General features: G+C 63.3%; 17 protein-coding genes. 8 read left to right on the forward strand and 9 right to left on the reverse strand.

The features are described 5' to 3' along the window. The first annotated feature begins 42 nt into the window (after positions 1-42). From E3O23_RS00560 to E3O23_RS00580, 5 genes are read left to right on the forward strand one after another with little or no spacing between them, the layout of a single operon-like run. The gene (locus tag E3O23_RS00560; RefSeq protein WP_134486740.1) at positions 43-846 is read left to right on the forward strand and encodes an IclR family transcriptional regulator; all 804 of its coding nucleotides are present in this window, start codon (positions 43-45) and stop codon (positions 844-846) included. A 19-nt stretch (positions 847-865) separates the two neighbouring features. After that, positions 866-1648: an amidohydrolase family protein gene (locus tag E3O23_RS00565; RefSeq protein ID WP_166790351.1), complete on the forward strand. Its 783-nt coding sequence runs from the start codon at positions 866-868 to the stop codon at positions 1646-1648. Then, entirely contained in the window at positions 1641-2921 is a 1281-nt protein-coding gene (locus E3O23_RS00570; RefSeq protein WP_134486746.1) for an amidohydrolase family protein, read from the forward strand. Before E3O23_RS00565 ends, E3O23_RS00570 begins: the two co-directional genes overlap by 8 nt. Positions 2922-2968: 47 nt before the next feature. Then, positions 2969-3886, forward strand: a complete 918-nt coding sequence (locus tag E3O23_RS00575) for a nitrilase-related carbon-nitrogen hydrolase (protein WP_166790352.1) — start codon at positions 2969-2971, stop codon at positions 3884-3886. After that, positions 3883-5370: an aldehyde dehydrogenase (NADP(+)) gene (locus E3O23_RS00580; protein WP_134486752.1), complete on the forward strand. Its 1488-nt coding sequence runs from the start codon at positions 3883-3885 to the stop codon at positions 5368-5370. Before E3O23_RS00575 ends, E3O23_RS00580 begins: the two co-directional genes overlap by 4 nt. Before the next feature lie 396 nt (positions 5371-5766). On the opposite strand, the gene E3O23_RS00585 is transcribed toward E3O23_RS00580, so the two are convergent. From E3O23_RS00585 to E3O23_RS00615, 7 genes are all read right to left on the reverse strand, one after another. Further along, positions 5767-6537, reverse strand: coding sequence for a hypothetical protein (locus E3O23_RS00585; RefSeq protein WP_134486755.1), 771 nt, complete (start codon positions 6535-6537; stop codon positions 5767-5769). 527 nt (positions 6538-7064) lie between these two features. After that, entirely contained in the window at positions 7065-7778 is a 714-nt protein-coding gene (locus E3O23_RS00590; RefSeq protein WP_134486758.1) for a M48 family metallopeptidase, read from the reverse strand. Then, positions 7775-11005, reverse strand: coding sequence for a type I restriction endonuclease subunit R (locus E3O23_RS00595; protein ID WP_134486761.1), 3231 nt, complete (start codon positions 11003-11005; stop codon positions 7775-7777). Before E3O23_RS00595 ends, E3O23_RS00590 begins: the two co-directional genes overlap by 4 nt. Continuing rightward, a complete protein-coding gene (locus E3O23_RS00600; protein ID WP_134486764.1) occupies positions 10998-12224 on the reverse strand; it encodes a restriction endonuclease subunit S in 1227 nt (408 codons plus the stop codon). Before E3O23_RS00600 ends, E3O23_RS00595 begins: the two co-directional genes overlap by 8 nt. Next, the gene (locus E3O23_RS00605) at positions 12221-12445 is read right to left on the reverse strand and encodes a hypothetical protein (protein WP_134486767.1); all 225 of its coding nucleotides are present in this window, start codon (positions 12443-12445) and stop codon (positions 12221-12223) included. The genes E3O23_RS00600 and E3O23_RS00605 overlap by 4 nt, the downstream gene beginning before the upstream one ends. After that, the gene (locus E3O23_RS00610) at positions 12438-13955 is read right to left on the reverse strand and encodes a type I restriction-modification system subunit M (protein ID WP_134486770.1); all 1518 of its coding nucleotides are present in this window, start codon (positions 13953-13955) and stop codon (positions 12438-12440) included. The genes E3O23_RS00605 and E3O23_RS00610 overlap by 8 nt, the downstream gene beginning before the upstream one ends. Further along, positions 13952-14317: a restriction endonuclease subunit S gene (locus tag E3O23_RS00615; protein ID WP_134486773.1), complete on the reverse strand. Its 366-nt coding sequence runs from the start codon at positions 14315-14317 to the stop codon at positions 13952-13954. The genes E3O23_RS00610 and E3O23_RS00615 overlap by 4 nt, the downstream gene beginning before the upstream one ends. A 513-nt stretch (positions 14318-14830) precedes the next feature. Between E3O23_RS00615 and E3O23_RS00620 the strand changes: the two genes are divergently transcribed. Then, positions 14831-15091, forward strand: coding sequence for a DUF3892 domain-containing protein (locus E3O23_RS00620; protein WP_134486776.1), 261 nt, complete (start codon positions 14831-14833; stop codon positions 15089-15091). Positions 15092-15403: 312 nt separating this feature from the next. Here E3O23_RS00620 and E3O23_RS00625 read toward each other — a convergent pair whose 3' ends face one another. Then, positions 15404-16003 (reverse strand): Helicase associated domain protein, encoded by a 600-nt coding sequence (locus E3O23_RS00625; RefSeq protein WP_134486779.1) that lies wholly within the window; start codon positions 16001-16003, stop codon positions 15404-15406. A gap of 420 nt (positions 16004-16423) precedes the next feature. Between E3O23_RS00625 and E3O23_RS17925 the strand changes: the two genes are divergently transcribed. Continuing rightward, the gene (locus tag E3O23_RS17925) at positions 16424-16576 is read left to right on the forward strand and encodes a hypothetical protein (RefSeq protein ID WP_166790354.1); all 153 of its coding nucleotides are present in this window, start codon (positions 16424-16426) and stop codon (positions 16574-16576) included. Between the two features lie 107 nt (positions 16577-16683). Beyond that, a complete protein-coding gene (locus E3O23_RS00630) occupies positions 16684-17037 on the forward strand; it encodes a hypothetical protein (protein WP_134486782.1) in 354 nt (117 codons plus the stop codon). 353 nt (positions 17038-17390) lie between these two features. Here the strand turns inward: E3O23_RS00630 and E3O23_RS00635 are convergent, their stop codons facing one another. Then, positions 17391-17729 carry a hypothetical protein gene (locus tag E3O23_RS00635; RefSeq protein WP_134486785.1) on the reverse strand — a complete coding sequence of 113 codons (339 nt, stop codon included), beginning with the start codon at positions 17727-17729 and terminating at the stop codon, positions 17391-17393. Positions 17730-17877: the final 148 nt, after the last annotated feature.

Below are 17877 nucleotides of genomic sequence, written 5' to 3' on the forward strand. Positions count from 1 at the left end.
TAGTTACCGCAGCGCCGAATACCGTGGAGATAGGTTTCATGCATGACTGAAACAGACCCGCCCGAGGGCGGAGTGCGCGAGGTGAAGTCCGCCGCCTACGCGGTGGAAATTCTCGAGCTGCTCTCCTCGCGCCAGAACAGGCCGGCGCGCCTACGCGAGATCAGCGAGGCCCTGGGGATTCCCAAGAGCAGCTGCTACGCACTGTTGCGCACCCTGAGCCAGCGCGGCTGGGTTCGTCGCGACGAGACGGGCACGCTCTACGGGGTGGGCATCCGCGCCCTCATGGCCGGAATGAGCTACCTCGATGCAGACCCGCACCTCCGTTTCGTGCAGCCCATGCTCGACTCGCTCAACGAGCAACTCGATGAGACCGTGCACTTCGGCCGGCTAGACGGCAACGACATCATCTATCTTGCGACGCGTGAGTCGTCCCAGTACCTGCGGGTCATCAATCGCGTCGGTCGGCGCCTTCCTGCCTCGGCCACTTCCCTCGGCAAGGCCCTCCTCGCACAGCGCATGGACGTCGACCTCGACGCGCACCTAATGACCCCGCTCCCTCAACTGACCCCACACACCATCACCGACCGCAGAGTGCTCCTGGACGATCTCAGCACCACTCGCGACCGTGGCTATGCGATCGACCTCGAGGAGAACACTGCGGGACTCAAATGCTTCGGCTTCGCCCTGCGCTATGCGAACCCGGTACTCGATGCGATCAGCTGCTCCGTTCCCCTCGCTCGGCTTACCAAGAAGCGCGAGGCCGAGATCGTCAGCGTCATGCTCGCCGCCGCTGCCGCCATCGAGCGCCAGTCGCCCATGGGCGAGGGCTATGGCGCCACGCTGTGACCACTGCCAGGAGACCAACATGAACCTCGATTTCCGCCCGCACGACGCACACGTGCACCTTGAGCGCACCGCATCGGGCTCCACGAACGCGGCAGAGCTCGTGGCCGTGATGGACGCGGCGGGGGTGGAGACCGCGGCGGCGGTAGTGCCACAGCCGATGGGCTCCGATAACAGCCCGGTGTTCGAGGCACTCGCCGAATTCCCGGGCCGCTTCGTCGCCATCCTCAAGCTCGACGTGTTCGTCGGCACGGTCGTTGGCACGGTTGCAGAGCTGCTCGATCGCGGTGCTCGCGGGGTGCGGTTCACAATCTTCGACGACGCGGATGTCGCGTGGCTCGCCGATGGCACGGTCGCCCCCTTGCTCGAGGTGCTCGCCGACCGCGCGACGTCGCTCACGTTCCACTGTCGGCCGGACCAGCTCCGCGCCGTCGGGCGGGTGGCAGCGGATCATCCGGATCTCACCGTGTTCGTCGACCACCTCGGCCGGCCGGATGTGGCATCCGGACCTGACACGGATCAGTTCAACGCCTTCCTCGACCTCGCACGGCACCCCAACATTCTCGCCAAGACCCCGGACTCCGCGTTCTTCTCGGCCGTCGCGGCTCCCCACCTCGACCTCGTGCCGTTCCTCGAGCGCGCGCTCGACAGCTTCGGGTCGGAGCGGGTTCTGTGGGGTTCGGACTGGCCGGTGGCCGAGTACAAGACATCAATGCAACCAGTGCTCACCGTGCTCGAGGGCGCGAGCGCCGCCGAGCGACGCGCGGTGCTGCGCGGCAACTTCGAAAGGGTATTCGGTGGATAGCGTGCAGTGGCTGCGATGCGGCACTCTCATAGACGGCAGCGGGGAACCTCCCTGCACCGATGTCGCGGTGGGCATCCGCGATGGTCGCATAAGCGCGGTCATCCCCTGGGATAACGTGCCCGAGGCCGAGCGGAATGCCGCAACCGATCTCTCCGGCAGCACCGTGACCCCCGGCTTCATCGACGCTCACGTTCACCTGCTGTTCACATGCGACGTGGATCATGAAGCCACCCGTGCCCGCTTCGAGTCGTCGAGCACGGCAGAGCTCTCGATCGTCGGCAGCCGTAACGCGCAGGAAGCGCTCCTGGGCGGGGTTACGACGGTGCGCGACTGCGGCGATACCCGCTACGTCGTGCGCGGGCTGCGCGATGCGGTTCGGGCGGGCACCCTCGTGGGGCCCAGAATCCTGACCGCGGGCGCCCCGCTCACGACGACGGGCGGGCACCTGCACTGGTGCGGAAACGCCGCCGACTCGCCGGAGGAGATCCGCAAGGCCGTGCGCACCATATGCACGGAGGACGTCGACCTCGTGAAGATCATGTCGAGCGGCGGCGCAATGACGCGCGGTTCCAACGTACTGCTACCCCAGTTCGAGGTCGACGAGCTGCGTATCGCTGTCACTGAGGCGCACCGCTTCGGCCGGCCCGTCGCCTCCCACTCTCTCAACGCCGAGAGCATCCGCCGCAGCGTCGCGGCGGGCGTCGATACGCTCGAACACTGCTACTGGCGCGACGAGACGGGCCGCTACGGCGACACCGCCGATCTCATCGCCCTGCTCGCACCGACGAGCACATCGGTCGTTGTGACCATGGCAGGCATCGCGCGGGCGCTGCTGCCCGACCGCGAACCGGGAAGCCCCATCGAGCAGCAGGCGGCCAAGGCTGCCTCACCGACGGGTGCGCTCGCCACCGACTACCGGTGGGCCCGCGAGGTCTGGGAGGCGGGCATCACCCTCGTGCTCGCGAGCGACGCCGGAGTGCGGTTTACCCCGTTCCGGCGCTTCGACGAGACCCTACGCTGCGGTATCGAGGGATTTCAGGTCACACCCGCCCAAGCGGTCGCAATGGCTACTCGCAACGCCGCGAAGGCGCTCGGGATCGATGGCGAGGTCGGGCTCGTGGCATCCGGGTACATCGCCGACCTGGTCGTGCTCGACGGGACTGACGCGAGCGAGCGACTGGGCGAGGTGCGATCTGTCTACCGCGACGGCCGCCTGATCGTGGCCGACTCGCGCCTGATCGTTCCCGAACTCATCGACCCCGCACGGCCGTAGAAAGGACCACCATGTCTCGACCCGTCACCGTCAGCTGTCTCACAGCTGTGCCTCTCACGATCGGAGCCGACGTGTCGGTCGATGAGGTCATCGACCGAGAGATCGCGCACTGGGCCGAGCGGCTCGAGGCGGTGTTGCCCGACCGACCCGACATCATCGTGCTGCCCGAGGCAGCCGACCGTCCCGACAGCACGGGCTTCCGCACCGATCGCCAGCACGAGTACTACGTGCACCGGGGGATGCGCGTCCGCGACTACTTCTCATCGCGCGCCGCGGAGAACGGGTGCTACATCGCCTACTCGAGCGGACTCATTGACGACGATGGAAAGCGCAATGCGACCCAGATCATCGACCGCTCCGGGGCGATCGTCGGCGAGTACGTAAAGAACCACCCCACGGTTCCCGAGAACGAGGAAATCGGCCTCGAATACGGCACAGGGCCCACCGTCTTCAACCTGGACTTTGGCCGAGTGGGTGCCGCGATCTGCTTCGACCTCAACTTCGAGGAACTGCGCGCGCAGTACGCGCAGGCGAAGCCGGAGCTCATCATCTTCAGCTCCGAGTACCACGGCAGCCTCATGCAGAACTACTGGGCCTACTCGCTGCGCGCCTACGTAGCGGCGTGCATCCGCCCACCCGCCCCTTCGGCGATCATCTCACCGCTCGGCGAGACCCTCAAGGAAAGCACCAACTACTTCCCCCACGTCACGCAGCGCATCAACCTCGATTTCGCCGTCGCCCACCTCGACGGCAACTGGGAGAAGCTCGCCGCAGCGCGCAAGAAGTACGGTCCAGAGGTCGGCGTGCACGACCCGGGCCGACTGGGCTCCGTGCTCATCACGAGCGAGTCGTCCGACTTCTCGGCGGCCGACATCGTCAAGGAGTTCGACATCGAGCTGCTCGACGACTTCCTCAACCGCTGCCGCCGTCACCGCGCCGGTAAGCTCGCGGAGACCGCGGCATGATCGACCTTGACGTCGTCGCCAGCACCGCCGCGACAGCCTCTGCGGCGTGGGCGGCGATGCCGCCGCGCGAGCGGGCACGTGCGCTCGTCGCCGCGGCCGACGCCCTCACGCCGGCGCAGGAAGAGCTCGTCCGGATCGCCCGAGAGGAGACCGGCCTCACCGAGGCGCGGCTGAACGGCGAGCTCATGCGCACGGCCGTACAGCTCAGGATGTTCGCCGACGTCGTCGTCGATGGCGGGTACCTCGACGTACGCATCGACGAAGCCGATACCGAGTTCGTGCTCGGCGTGCGCCCCGACCTGCGCCGCTACCGCCAGCCGGTTGGTCCCGTGCTCAACTTCGCGGCGAGCAATTTCCCCTTCGCCTTTTCCGTCGCGGGCGGTGACACGGCGTCTGCGTTAGCAGCGGGCTGCGCCGTCATCGTCAAGGGCCACCCCGGGCATCCGCGCCTGTCGCTGGGCACCGTCGAGATCGTCACAGCGGCGCTCGAGGGCAGCGGCGCACCCAGCGGGATCCTGCAGCTCGTCGCGGGGCAGCAGACCGGCATTGATCTGCTCAACGATCCGCGCATCGCCGCGGGAAGCTTCACGGGCTCGACCCGCATCGGCCGCATGCTCGCCAACATTGCGGCCGCGAGGCCTGTGCCCATCCCGTTCTACGGCGAATTGGGAAGCGTCAACCCAGTCTTCGTCACTCGGGCGGCGCTCGACGAGAGGGCGGAGGAGATCGCCGATGAATTCGTCACGAGCGTCTCGGGGTCGGCCGGCCAGCTCTGCACCAAACCGGGCTTCCTGTTCGCACCCGCCGCCGAGGGCTTCGCCGAACTCATCGCGTCACGAGTCGCCGCATCGGAGCACCGCCTACTCAACCCCTCGATCGCAGGCGGATACCGCGAGCGGCGCGACACCATCCTCGCTACCCCGGGCGTAGAGACGATCGTCGAGGGCTCACTGCGGCTCGACAACGAGGCGCAGGGCTGGGCCACCCCCACGATCGTGCGCGTCTCCGCCGGTGACCTCATCGCTCAGCGCGACAGGCTGCTGGACGAGGCGTTCGGCCCGCTCTCCGTGATCGTGGAGTACGAGGGCGAGGAGTCCCTCGTCGCCCTCGTCGACGAGCTCTTCGACGGCAACCTCACCGGCACCGTGCACGCAGGCCGCGACGAGGACTCGTCCGCGCTGCGATCCCTAATCGCCTGGATCGCCGGCCACGCCGGGCGCGTGCTCTTCGGCGGCTGGCCGACGGGGGTTGCCGTAACCTCCGCGCAGCAGCACGGCGGACCGTGGCCGGCCACCACCAACGACACGGGCACCTCGGTGGGCGGCACCGCGATCTCGCGATTCCTGCGCCCCGTCGCCTACCAGTCGGTTCCGCAGCGACTGCTGCCCGAGCCGCTCAGAGATGACAACCCCTGGCACGTTCCGCAGCAGCGCGCGGCCGCTGGGGAATCCCGGTCGTGGGGCGAGTCGTACCGATCGGTTTAGGCAGGGTCAGGACTGCAGACGCTCAGGCTCCAACCCGTGTCATCCCGCTGCTGAATCGCAGCCGATCATGCAAACGCGACGAACGTCATGGCGCGAATTCGTCCGCCGAGCTCCCCCGCGGAATGAATTTGGCCGCGACTAATCCGATCGCCGACCCAAAAAAGGGACGGCGACAGGACATCGAGCCGATTCGGAGAGCGCGTCGTTGACATCCGCTATATCCGTGGAACCAGATCTTCCCCGTTCAATCGGGCGACCAAGGCCTATCAGGCGGTCCCGGGCGATGCCGGCTGCAACGCCGATGTGAGCCTCGCACCAATCTGACCCAAAGTTCCCCCTCATGAGGGCGCCGATAACGATCCATATGTCCGGAGCAGGAGGCGCCGGCTGGCCGGGCTACCCGCGCAGGGAACGCAGCGACTCCGCCCGGCTCGGCTTGTCGGCGAAGACCAGGAAGCGGTCCAAGGCCTCCAGCGACTGGATCCCGGCGGCCTCCAGGAAGATGGGGATCGGCGTTCCGGCATTCACGTGGTGCACGATCCAGGTGGTGCGCATTCGTCGCGCCTGGATCGTGATCGGCGCCGCCGAACGCGCAACGAAGTCGGTGATGGCGTTGTGGTTCTCCGAGGTGCGCGCCTCACGGAAGGCGTATTTGTCAGCATCCCCGGACCGCGACCGGTCGATCAGCGCCGCTTCCCACGAGCGGAGAACACCCACGTCGCGCGGTCGGTCACCGCACACGGTTACGACCACGCCGTGGTCGCTCACTTCGATGTCGCGGACTCGAACCGCCAGAATTTCCCGGCCGGCCAGCCCGGCACCGATGCCGAGGGCCAGCAGGACCGCCGCGCTGGTCTGCCGGCCACCGGTCGCTTGCGACTGTGCCCACGTTCGCAGTGTTGCGAGATCGCCCTTCGAATACGGGGTTGTCGGATCGGAGGGGCTGAGGCCTTGCAGCGCAGCCTTGTCGACCGTCATGCCGGTGAGCGCCTCCGCGGTTCGAAGCAGTCGTGAGCGGATCGTCCCCCGGCCTGCATCGGTGTAACTGGCCATGCCTTCGTCGACGTAACGCTCGATGATGTGCTGCACGAACACTGCGTCGCGCCGCAACGGAAGGTCCGCGCCTTTCCACGCCCACAGAACCATTGGCGTCACCGCCGTGAACAACTCACGCTCGGAATACGCCGTGAGCGGGGCGGCTTCCGTGACGGATCCGGTGACGAAAGGACCGATTTCGGATCAATGTCCCGGATCGATGCTCGGCGTGTACGTCGCTAATTGCTCCAACTGCCACCCCAAGAATCAATCCCGTGCCGGCGAGACGATTGCTGCCGCTATTCCTATCCCAACATAGCGACCGAGAGGACGTGCTCGCGTCCATCCGTGCTATAGCTCCACGGCGGCCCGGCAGCTTCCCAAGCTGAACGCGAGGGTTCGACTTCCCGCCCTCCGCTCCAGTCATTCTCAGGCGGGTATCAGTTCTCGCGACAGATGAGATCTGTCTCTGTCAAAACGAGGTTCGACGGAAACGCTTTCGGCATTTCCTGAAGTCACTTCCGGCCGCAGTACCAAGGCCGCGATCAGGCTTGGCTTAGGCCAGCTTCGTGAACTAAGCGTGGCGGGTGGACGAGCACTAACCTCGAGGTATCAACCCGCAAATCGAGTGCACGGTATTTCGGGGTCTGGGGCTTGTCTCAAGCCAAAGCCCGTTCGAGGCGCAGCTTCCTCTGCTCCCAATCCGGCATTACTTGCCTCTGCAGGTCGTAGAACTGACGGCTGTGATTCGGCACCGCGAGGTGGCAAAGCTCATGGGTGATCACGTAGTCAATGGCGTCGACCGGCGCCCGAACGAGCTCGGGGTTCAAAAGCAGACGGCCGCTCGGTGACATCGAACCCCAACGCGAGCTCATCCGGTGCAGTCGAACTTCAATCGGCCTGAATCGGTCGGGCTCGGCAAAACGTGCGTAGTTGATCTCAAGTCGGCGCGGGAGCTGGACCTTCGCCCGCTCGCGATACCAGGCAGTAACGAGACGCTCGACGCTGACGCTGTCGTCGAACTCAACGCCTTCGACTTGGATGAACCCGCGCAGCATCCGAACCTTTCCCTGCTCGCCCGGCTGCAACCTGAGCCGATACTGGCGACCGAGGTAGAGGTGGGTCTCTCCAGGGATGTACCGCCGCACGGGAGTGCGTGGGGCGAACTGGGCGAAGTAGCGTTGCTGCGATTGAACCCACCGCGCGCGTTTGCGCACGCGAGCGGAGACCTCGTCAAGCGATGCCAACTCGGGCGCGACGACAAGTACGCGGCCGTCCGGCAGCACGGAGATTTCCAGAGTGACGCGGTCACGGCGTTCCAGTTGAAACTCAATCTTGATGCCGCCGAACATCACCTGATGAACGGCAGTCATCGTGGGAATCGAGCCCTTCCAATGGACAAAATGCGTTGCTGCAGCTCGTCGGTCAGCTCAGGTGGAACGTCGACATGTCGTTTTGCTTCCAGTTCATCGAAGCAATAATCATCGAGCGCGTTGAGCAGCGCATTCTGCGCGGGCCCGTTCGACCAGATGCCCACGATCAGGTGTTCGCGAACAATAGAGAGCATTTCGATAGCGATCTGCGCGAGTGCCTCGTGGCCGAGTGGCGCGGCCTCAGCGTTCGCGCCGACCAACAGCCCGTCGAGCGCGCCGTAAATTGCAGCGGCATCATCGTCGTGTTCGATCGACTTTGGCAGGGTGTTGTCCCGCTTGCGCGCACCAACCTGTTCGGCGAGCTCAAGGATCCGCTGCAGATAATCCCGCTCGGCGAGGCGCGATGCCCTATAGTCATCGATGGTGTCTTGCAGCATTCGCGAGAAACGTTGGTAGAGGGCGGGATCCTCATCCATACGCTCCGTGATGGTCTTCTTGGTGGCGTTGGCAATGCGATCAGCCTTCGAGGCAGTGGACACCCCAGTCTCTTCGACGACGGACCTCAGGGCGTCGGAATCATTCACGTTAACGAGTCCGATGATCACCTCGGCAGGCAGCGCGGTGACGTGATCGTCAAGCAGTTTCTGGATACGCGGCTCATAGTCGTGCAGGTCGACAACCTCCTGGTAACGTACGCGCACGGCTCGCCGCAGTTGGCTGAAGTGCTTCCAGTCATTCCTATAGACGCGCACCTGAGCGTCGTCAATCACTTCGTGGAGTTTGTCGCTGGAGAGGGCGATGTGCAGGCACTTACCGTACACAGCCAAACGCGCGTAGAACTCTTGACGGACTGCCTCGTCAACGAGGTGTCGTTCGAGGGCCTCCATGTCGAGCTTGTTAGGCACCGCCTTGAACACGTCCCACACGTCAGCACAGCGAACGGGAAGCAGTCTGATCTGCTCCCGGATGTCGTGAACGGTTCCAACAAGATCGTCACCGTCGTATCCGCTCAAGGCGGAGTAAGCAGTGAGTGCCTTGTCGAGTTCGCCGAGCAGCCCTTCGTAGTCGATGATGATTCCAAATTCCTTCTCGGTGCCGTCCTCCTCGAAAAGGCGGTTGACCCGAGCGATGGCCTGCAGGAGTGTGTGTTCCTTGAGTCGTTTGCAGAGGTAGAGCACCGTGTTGCGCGGAGCGTCGAAGCCGGTGAGCAGCTTGGAGACGACAATGAGAATCTCGGGGTCATCGGCTCCCTTGAACGACTCGATGATCTGCCGGTTGTACTCGGCTTCTCCGCCGAACCGCGCGATCTGTCGGTCCCAGAAGCGTCGCACGAGATCGCGGGACTCCTGATCGACCTGTTCGGTTCCTTCGTATTCACCGGGCGCGGAGATGATGACTTCACTGGTGACATGGCCGATCTCGTCGAGCACTTCCTTGAAACGGATCGCGGAGGCCTTATCGGGCGCGACGAGTTGCGCCTTGAACCCGGTACCTTGCCAGTGCCGGCGGTAGTGCTCCGAGACGTCGAAGGCTTTGGCCCGGACGACCTGACCCGCCTTGGAGAGCGCGTCGGCCCGAGAGAACTTGCGTTTCAGATCGGCCTTCTGTTCGAGGGTGAGCCCGTCGCTGATCTTCTCAAACCAGCGGTCGATGACATCATCGGCGACCTGCTGTTCCACCATCCGACCTTCGTATAGAAGCGGCACGACGGCACCGTCGGCGACGGCCTGGTCGATTGTGTATCGGTGGATGAGACCGCCAAAGCTCGCAACTGTATTCTTCTCGCTACCAAGCAGCGGGGTGCCGGTGAACCCGAGGTAGCAGGCTGCCGGCAGCATCCGACGCATGGCGACCGCGAAGGTGCCGTGCCCGCCGTACTTTCCCGACTGGCTGCGGTGGCTTTCGTCGACGAGCACGAACAGGTTGGGGTCGTCGTCGCTGAGATCCGCTCGCCGGGTGGCGGTGTCGAACTTATTGATGATTGTGGTAATTAGGGGGGTGCGGGCGCTGAGCAGTTGGGCGAGGTGGCTGCCGCTGGTGGCGCGTACGGGGGTGATGTCGCAGGCACGGAAAGTGCCTGCGATCTGCTTGTCGAGGTCATCGCGGTCGGTGACAATCAGGATGCGCGGGTTGGGGATGCGCGCGTCAAGCGCGATCGCCTTGCCGAGCATCACCATGGTGAGTGACTTGCCGGACCCCTGAGTGTGCCAGACAACGCCGCCACGACGCACACCGTCCGGGGTGAGGCCTGCCACGCGGTCGACGGTGCTGCGCACGGCGAAGTACTGCTGGTGACGAGCGATCTTCCGGATGCCGCCATCGAATACCGTGAACCGGCGCACGAGGTCGAGCAAGCGCTCCGGACGGCAGAGGGCGTACAGCAGTCGATCCTGTTCGCTGATCACGCGCGGACCAGCGGCAGCGAGCGCGTCGAAATAGGGGCGGGCGGGAGCGAAATCGCCGCTGAACAGGGCGTCCTTCTCTGTGTCGGTGAGCTTCCGGTTGGCGGCGGCCGCGATGGTGGTTTCGATGTCTTCGTCATCGCGCCAGGTGTGCCAGAAGCGGCGGGGGGTGCCGACGGTGGCGTAGCGGGCTTCCTGCCGATTCATGGCGAGCAGCACCTGGGCGTAGTGGAAAAGCTGTGGGATATTGTCGGCGTCTTGGTAACCGATGAGCTGGCTACCGGCCTTTTTGATCGACTCGGTAGGGCGCTTGTTCTCGATGACGATAAATGGGATTCCGTTGACAAAAGCGACGATGTCGCAGCGCTTTGTGGTGGTGCTGCCGGTGCGTTCGACGCTGTATTCGGCCGTGACGTGGAAGACGTTGTTGGCGGACTTGTGCCAGTCGATGTAACGGAACGAGTAGCTCTTGCTGTCCCCGCCGATGGTCTTGCTGATGGTGGTACCGAGCACGAGGGTGTCGTACACCTGCTGGCTCGTGGCCTGCAGCCCGGAGACCTTGTCGGGACTGGGCTTGAGCTTGCGGATGGCCTCGTGGGCGTCGGCCAAATCGAAGTCGTACTCACGGCCGCGATAGGTGAACGAGTTGAGCTCCAGCAACTTTTCTGCAAGAAGATCTTCGAGTAGCACATTGCGCTTCCGGTCCCCCCGCAGGACCAGCGCCTGCGCCTGCGACAAGGGGGTGAATCCGACCCCAACCAGCAGCTGCAGCGCCGGAATCTGCGATTGGTGCTTCTCGGTTGCGTTGAACGTTTCGTCAGACAAGGGTGGCCGCCTCGGGGGCGAGGCGGACGTCACCGATCAACAGCTTCTGCATGAGGCCTCGCTTCTGAGTGCGGAGAAGCGCCAGGTTCCGGTCGAGGAGGTCAATCTCCTGCGTGGCTGCGTCAAAGACATCTGCAACCGCGTCCTGCTCGGCTCGGGACGGCATTGGAACTCGAGAGTTGAAGAAATCTTCAGCGCTCAAGTTGAGAAGACCGTTGTTCCGGACCCCTGAACTGATCACCTGTGCCAGCTGCCTATTCAAGGTTCCGGCTGCAAACAGATGTTCATAGAACCGCGGGTTGAGGTCACCATTTAGTCTGAAGCAGAAATACACATTAGGAACCAACGCCGACGAAGCGGACAGCGCGAAGACGCAACCCTGCGGGTACGTGAGTGAGTTGCCCTTGTTGTACGCGAATTCGCCCTCGTGAAGGCGCGTGTAATTGGCGACGCTCAACCCCGCCATATCCCGACTGTACTTGTCGGACTGAAGTACGAAACCGGACCTCGAGGAGACAGTCATGACGGGGTGTGCTGCCCCATCTGACTTGCGGACCACCCTCGTGGCGATTGAGCGGATTGATACGGCAGCCCATCGCTCACGAATCGCACTTTGTTCACCAAACACCTGAACTCGCAAGCCCGTGAACTCCAACTTTCGGGCGTCACGCAGGCGGACCAATTCATCGATCGAGTCATCCCAGGCGCAGAGAATCTCGGCGATCTTGCGCTGGCGATCAAGGGAGGGCACTGGGACTCGAAGTTCTCGAACTGCACGGAGATTCAGCGCCGCTTTCGCGCCGGCGTCGCTGAGCCGATTGAACTTGGTTTGATACGGAGCAGAGCTAAGGAGATAGGCGAGATACTCCCCGTCGACCCTGTCCGGGCGGGGACGCACGAGGCACAGGTGTTGACTCACGAAAGCTTGCCCCGGAAATGCCTCAGCCACGTAGCCGATCTTGCCAAGTTCCGCTGTGATCGAAATCAGCACGTCACCTGACTTGAGGTTCGTTCGCGTCCCTTCGGATCGATCCGAGGGCGGGCGTACAAAGCGGAGTTTCTCGACATCCAGGTCAAGTCGAATTCCTCCTCGGCCCAGGTTGGCAATCCGCAAGAATGGAGAGCCCGAATCGGAATAGTGGCCAGCCCATCCACGGGGACCACTAGTGATCAGCGAAGTCAAGTGACCGAGTGAGTAGCTACGGAATTCTGGGTTCATTTCGTCAGGTCTCCAACCAGCTTCAGCTCAGACCTCAACCGGCCGGACTCGGCGATGTCCGCGGCATCGGCGTCCGCGGTATCCTCCGCCGTCCTCGCCTGTCCCGTCGTCGGGAACCGCTCCGGGAGCTGTGCTCGGGTCTGTCGCGCCGCGCCATCCAACGACCTAGGGTCGGTCATACGCGGCGAGCTCTCGACCGCGGCCTCCATGAATTCAGTCATCGAGCCCTAGCTCCTTGAGGTAGCCCTTCATCCGGCCGCGCACCTCAACCAGTTCGGCCTCGATCTGTTCGATCTCTCGCTGTACGGCGGCAACATCTACCTGCTCTTCCGCCTCGAAGGTGTCGACGTAACGAGGAATGTTGAGGTTGAACTCATTGCTCACAATCTCTTCGCGGCTCGCCAGGTGCGAATACTTATCGACGTCGGCGCGCCTGCGGTAGACGTCGACGATCTTCGCGATGTGCCCAGCATCGAGGAGATTCTGCGCCTTGGCAGGAGTGAACTCGCGGCTTGCGTCTACGAAAAGCACATCTGTGCGTGACTCGTTGGCGCCGCCCGCCTCACGAGACCGATCGAACACGAGGATGGCGACGGGAATGCCGGTGGTGGTGAACAGGTTTCCGGGCAGCCCCACAACTGCGTCGAGCAGGTTCTCCTCGATGAGGGCCTGGCGGATACGACCCTCCGAGCCAGCCCGGAACAGGACACCGTGGGGGACGATCACCGCGACCCTACCCGTCAGGCGCTTAGCCGTCTCGATCATGTGACTGATGAAGGCGTAGTCGCCCTTGCCCTTGGGAGGCACGCCGCGCCAAAAACGGCCGAAGCGGTCGTGTTCTGCGTTCTCGGCACCCCACTTGTCGAGCGAAAACGGCGGGTTGGCCACAACGATGTCGAACTTCTTCAGCTGGTCATGTTCGAGCAGCGTCGGGTTATTGAGCGTGTCGCACCAGTCGATGCGCGCGGAGTCATTGGCGTGCATGAACATGTTCATGCGCGCAAGCGCCCACGTGGCGCCGTTGGATTCCTGACCGTACAATGCGTAGTCGTGCGATCCAACCTCGGACGCCGCCTGGATCAGCAACGAGCCCGACCCGCAGGCGGGGTCGAAGATCTCATTGCCGGACTTCGGCGCCGCGATCTTCGCCAGAAGCTCGGAGACCGAGCTGGGCGTGTAGAACTCCCCGGCTTTCTTGCCTGCGTCGGAGGCGAAGCGTGAGATCAGGTAGATGTAGGTTTCCCCGATGATGTCATCGCTCACTCGCGACGGCCGCAAGTCGAGATCGGGCTTGGCGAAGTCCTCAAGCAGGTTCTTCAGGCGTCGGTTGCGATCCTTCACTTGCCCGAGGTTCGCCTCGGAGTTGAAGTCGATGTTGCGGAACACACCGTCGAGCTTGGCGCGGTTGGCGTCTTCGATCGCCTCCAGCGCTTCATTTATGAGCTCGCCGATGTTCGCGGCTTCGCGCTGTTTGTACAGGTCCGAGAAGCTCGCACCCTCGGGGAGCGGAAAGCGCTCGCGCTCAAGACGGCGGTCGATCCGCCTGCTGTCGCCCGCGAACTGCTTCTCGTACTGGACCTTGTGGTCAACCCAGATGTCTGAGATGTACTTCAGGAAGAGCATCACGAGCACGTAGTCCTTGTACTGCGTGGCATCGACCACGCCGCGGAACGTGTCGCATGCTGCCCATGCAGCCTGGTTAATGCGCTGCTGGGTGATCTGGTCTGTCACGTGTGTGGCCTTTCGTTCATGTGGGACTGCGCGAAGTTGTTGACCAGGTCGGCAAGCTGGCGATTGAGAAGCTCGTACCGACGCTCAGAGATGCGCTCGATGAGGTTCCGCTCGGTAGCGGCGCAAAGCGCGAGCGATCCGATCTTCCGTTGGGTTTCCAAGGGAGGAAGGATGACGTCCAAACTCTCTAGGATCGGCTTATTAACGATACGAACCGTTGTGCCCGTGGCGCCTTGCGCGAAGTGCTGCTCCGCCGGCTGCTGGTTCAAAAACCATGCCAGATACCCGGCATCAACAACATCTGCGAGCGGCCGCAGAACGAACAAGGGCATTATCGCCACTGCCGGTTCTTTGAGTTCCACGCTCACTGCCCATGCCGCGTGGCGCACACCTCGAGATTTGAATAGCACATCCCCTAGACCGATCAAGTGGCGCTGTGCAATTCCATTGGAGGCTATCCGCGCTGTCGGCGGGTCAAGGAGCCGGCCAGACTCGAGGTCGCCCGATTGCACAGCGAGGACTCCCTCATCGCTTATCTCCAACCCGGTTCGAAGCGATAAGCCAGATTGAACTGTGCACATTGTTGACAGTCTCAAAGCAGCTCCTTCCGCGTTCCCCGCACTATTTGAGAACTGTAACACACACGAAATCCGTGCAGTATTACCTAACTGCAAATAATGTGGATCGGATTCCGCTAGAGTCGGCCTAGACGCGACAAGCCTCGGTCAGCATGGTGCTGGCCATCAGATGAGGCAGCGGCTGAACGAGGCTCGTGCGATTTTCCCTAGACAGGAATCACACAAGCCTAACCCCTAGAACTTGAGCACCACATGTCCAAGGGGCGCTCTGGCCGCGTTGCGTTTGGGAGCAAAACAATGACTGATCGCGCCGTACGGCAGAGCCGTAAAGACGTCAATGGGAACATCACCGCGCTTGGCGATGTGGGGGCCGGGTGGTCGCCACGCGGTAGCGCCAACGTCATCGCGGACATTGAGTATGGACTGCAGACGTATTTCGTTCCGTGGACGAGCGGGCGCACTGAGATCAGGGTGGTGAGCGGTCCGGGCGGGAAGTACCTTCGCACCGACCGCGACAACACCATGAAGAACAACCTCGACGACCTGCCGAACTGCTAGTCCGAGCGCTGGGTGGGCGGTTAGCCACGCCGGCCGTCCGCCCGCGCTCGCACAGCCGACGATCACACCGGTCGATGAGTCCGCACGGGTTAGAACTTGTTGAAGGAATCGTTTGATCAGCCTGGCCCGGCGCCAATGGACTCACCCCCGAACTCCTGCAGCCAGGAGATGACTTCAGCCCGCCACCGTACGGCGTCGGCCTGACGGACTTCGCGCACCATCTCAAGTACGGTTAGGGCACTTCCTGAACGTGTTCAGCGCGTTGGCGTTGATGGGAACCCACTGGATGGGCAACCTCGCGCGATGTTCGAGTCACCTCGACTTACCCCAAGTCCAGAACTCCAGACCGGAGAGTGCCTCCGCCCGGTGAGGCGGCAGTGTGCCGGCCCGGTAGTACAGACGCTGCTTGGCGGCCCACCCCGCGAGACGGCCCTCCGACTCGTCATCGCTCCGTTCCAGCGGCGCCCGCCGGTGAATATCGATAAACCGGCGATACTTCTCGAACTGGGCATCCCACAGGTCGCCAAGGGGATTGAGGCTGACTCCCGGAATACACAACAGGCGCTCTGCCTGATACGCGCAGCGGCAGCCAGTGCGGATGGCGGCGCGCTCGTCGGCCAGCCAGCCGGCGAGGCGCCACTCCTCATCGGAGATCCTCTCTCGCGCACGGTTGTTCTGCCGCGGAATGCGATCCTCTCGGGCAACGAACGCTTCCAGATCGTGGGTGTTCAATGTCCAGCGCGCGACCTGTTCGCGCCTACCGACGAAGGCGTGGGGGTCCGCGAAGACGGCGAGGTCGGTGCGATAGAAGCGAAGCGACAGCACCTCGTCTCCGGTCTGTGACCTCGATCCGCGCTGGCTCAACTCGGTATAGAACTGGTGCAGCGCTTGCACGGCGGCTGAGGGGGACATGGTGCCTTTCCGACCCGCACGGATACGCGGTGTCGGAAGCCCTATGCGCGGCACTTCGCGGTGAGGGACAGGCCGTCTTCCTGCACGCCAACGGCTATGTCGGAGGCCCGTTATGTTCACGCCACTGCAACACCAAATAGGACGAATGGCAGATCACGGCCAGAGGTGGCACGGAGAAGGCGAAGGAGAACCCATGATCATGCAGGTCGGCGCTTCTGGAGGCTGCTGGGTCGTGACGACAACGTCCGCGTCGGTTTACGAGGTTGACTTGGACAACTCGACGCTCACGCGGCATCCGACGGCGCGCACCCAGGAGCCAAATCCCCTCCGCAGGGACGAAGCCCCCTCCTTCTGCTGGAAATCGTCATACTCACCGTCGGGAGCCCGGCGATCTTCCTCGTGGACCTGAGCCACGCTGGCGTGGCCTGCACAACACGCGTCACCACCACCGTGGTGAGCATCGATCGGATCGGACCCGGCCTGGGGAACTCGTCACTCATCGCCGAGTTCACCGGCGTAGTCGGCACCTGGGACGACGTCCTCGAGACGGGTCGTGGGGATGCTCAGCAGTAGCTGCGCCAGAGCCTGGCGCGATTCTCGCCGCAGGCAGACCGCATCACCGCGATCAGAGAATCCCCGGCTCCCGAGCCAGAACGCAACACCCATCGAAAGGAGCTCCAGTGCAAAATGACATCCACGGTGACGACAGCGTCACCGAACTCACCGGTGACGAAGGAGGCGTCTGGCAAGTCTTCACGGTCTCCAGCGTCCACATTTTCGATCTCGACGCCATGACCATTACCCGACTACCGGGCCCCGCCTCCGTGCCGACCGTCAATGACCAGACGCGTCCCATCCGCTCAATCGATTGGTGCCGGGTTGGCGATCGCGGCGAGTGGACGATGCACGAGGACCAGCCCTCGCCTGACGTGGAATACTACTGGCACATTTCATCCACGATCTCCCGCATTTCCCGGCAGGTGCCGCCGGCTTTGGATAACCAGGTGCAAAGTGGATCCGGCGTGGGCGTGTGAGGCGCGGCGTGCTCCATCCGTCATAGGCTCGCGTCGTACCGTCGTTCCATTCTCACCCTGCGAACTAGCTTCCAGTCGGCACCGACTGCGAGTGCGAGCTGGGTGGTGCCCCGGAAGCGCGACAGATCGCCGAAGACCGGCGACGAGGTCCACCAACTTGCACGTCACGTCCCCGATCTCCGGAATGGTCGTGTCGGCCAGCCTGGGTAAGGCGCAGAGTGAACCGGGCGTGGAAGCCTGAGGGGCGCTCCACTCGATCAGGGGTAAGGCCACTCTCAGCCTTCCTCCCGATCAGAATCGACCATCTGATTGCAGGCCGAAGCGCCCGGCTTGACACCGGGTGCATGCCACTCTCACGGTTGGTAATCGCGGGCTTCGCTGATGCCTCCGAGGACGACGTCAGCCATCGCAATATCCTCCAACCGCATCACGATCACACCACGGAGCAACTTCCCCAAACGGTCGTAACTCGTGCCGGCTTCACGCGCATATGCCTTCAGATTACTTCCCGTCTCTTTGATGCGACGCCGGATTCGGACCGAGTAGGTGTGCTGCCGTTGCGCGACGAGCAGAAACGCTTCCGACTCTCTCGACACCGCTGTTTTCCACGGCAACGCCCGGACCCGTCCGAATCCGTCTGGCTCCTCCGTGAGGTCACGAGGGCAGCGAAGGTCATCGATGGATTCAGCCATGCTGACGAGCATAGTCGCACGCTGATAGGACGTAAATACGCGGTGCTAGCACGCCAACGCTGTCAGTGCATCCGAAAATTGGGGCAAAACTCAGCCGGCGCGAAGTGCCGCGCATTGGGTATATGTGAATACAACGCAACTGAACCCA

The organism is Cryobacterium tagatosivorans, from assembly GCF_004402215.1.
GTDB classification, from domain to species: Bacteria; Actinomycetota; Actinomycetes; order Actinomycetales; family Microbacteriaceae; genus Cryobacterium; species Cryobacterium tagatosivorans.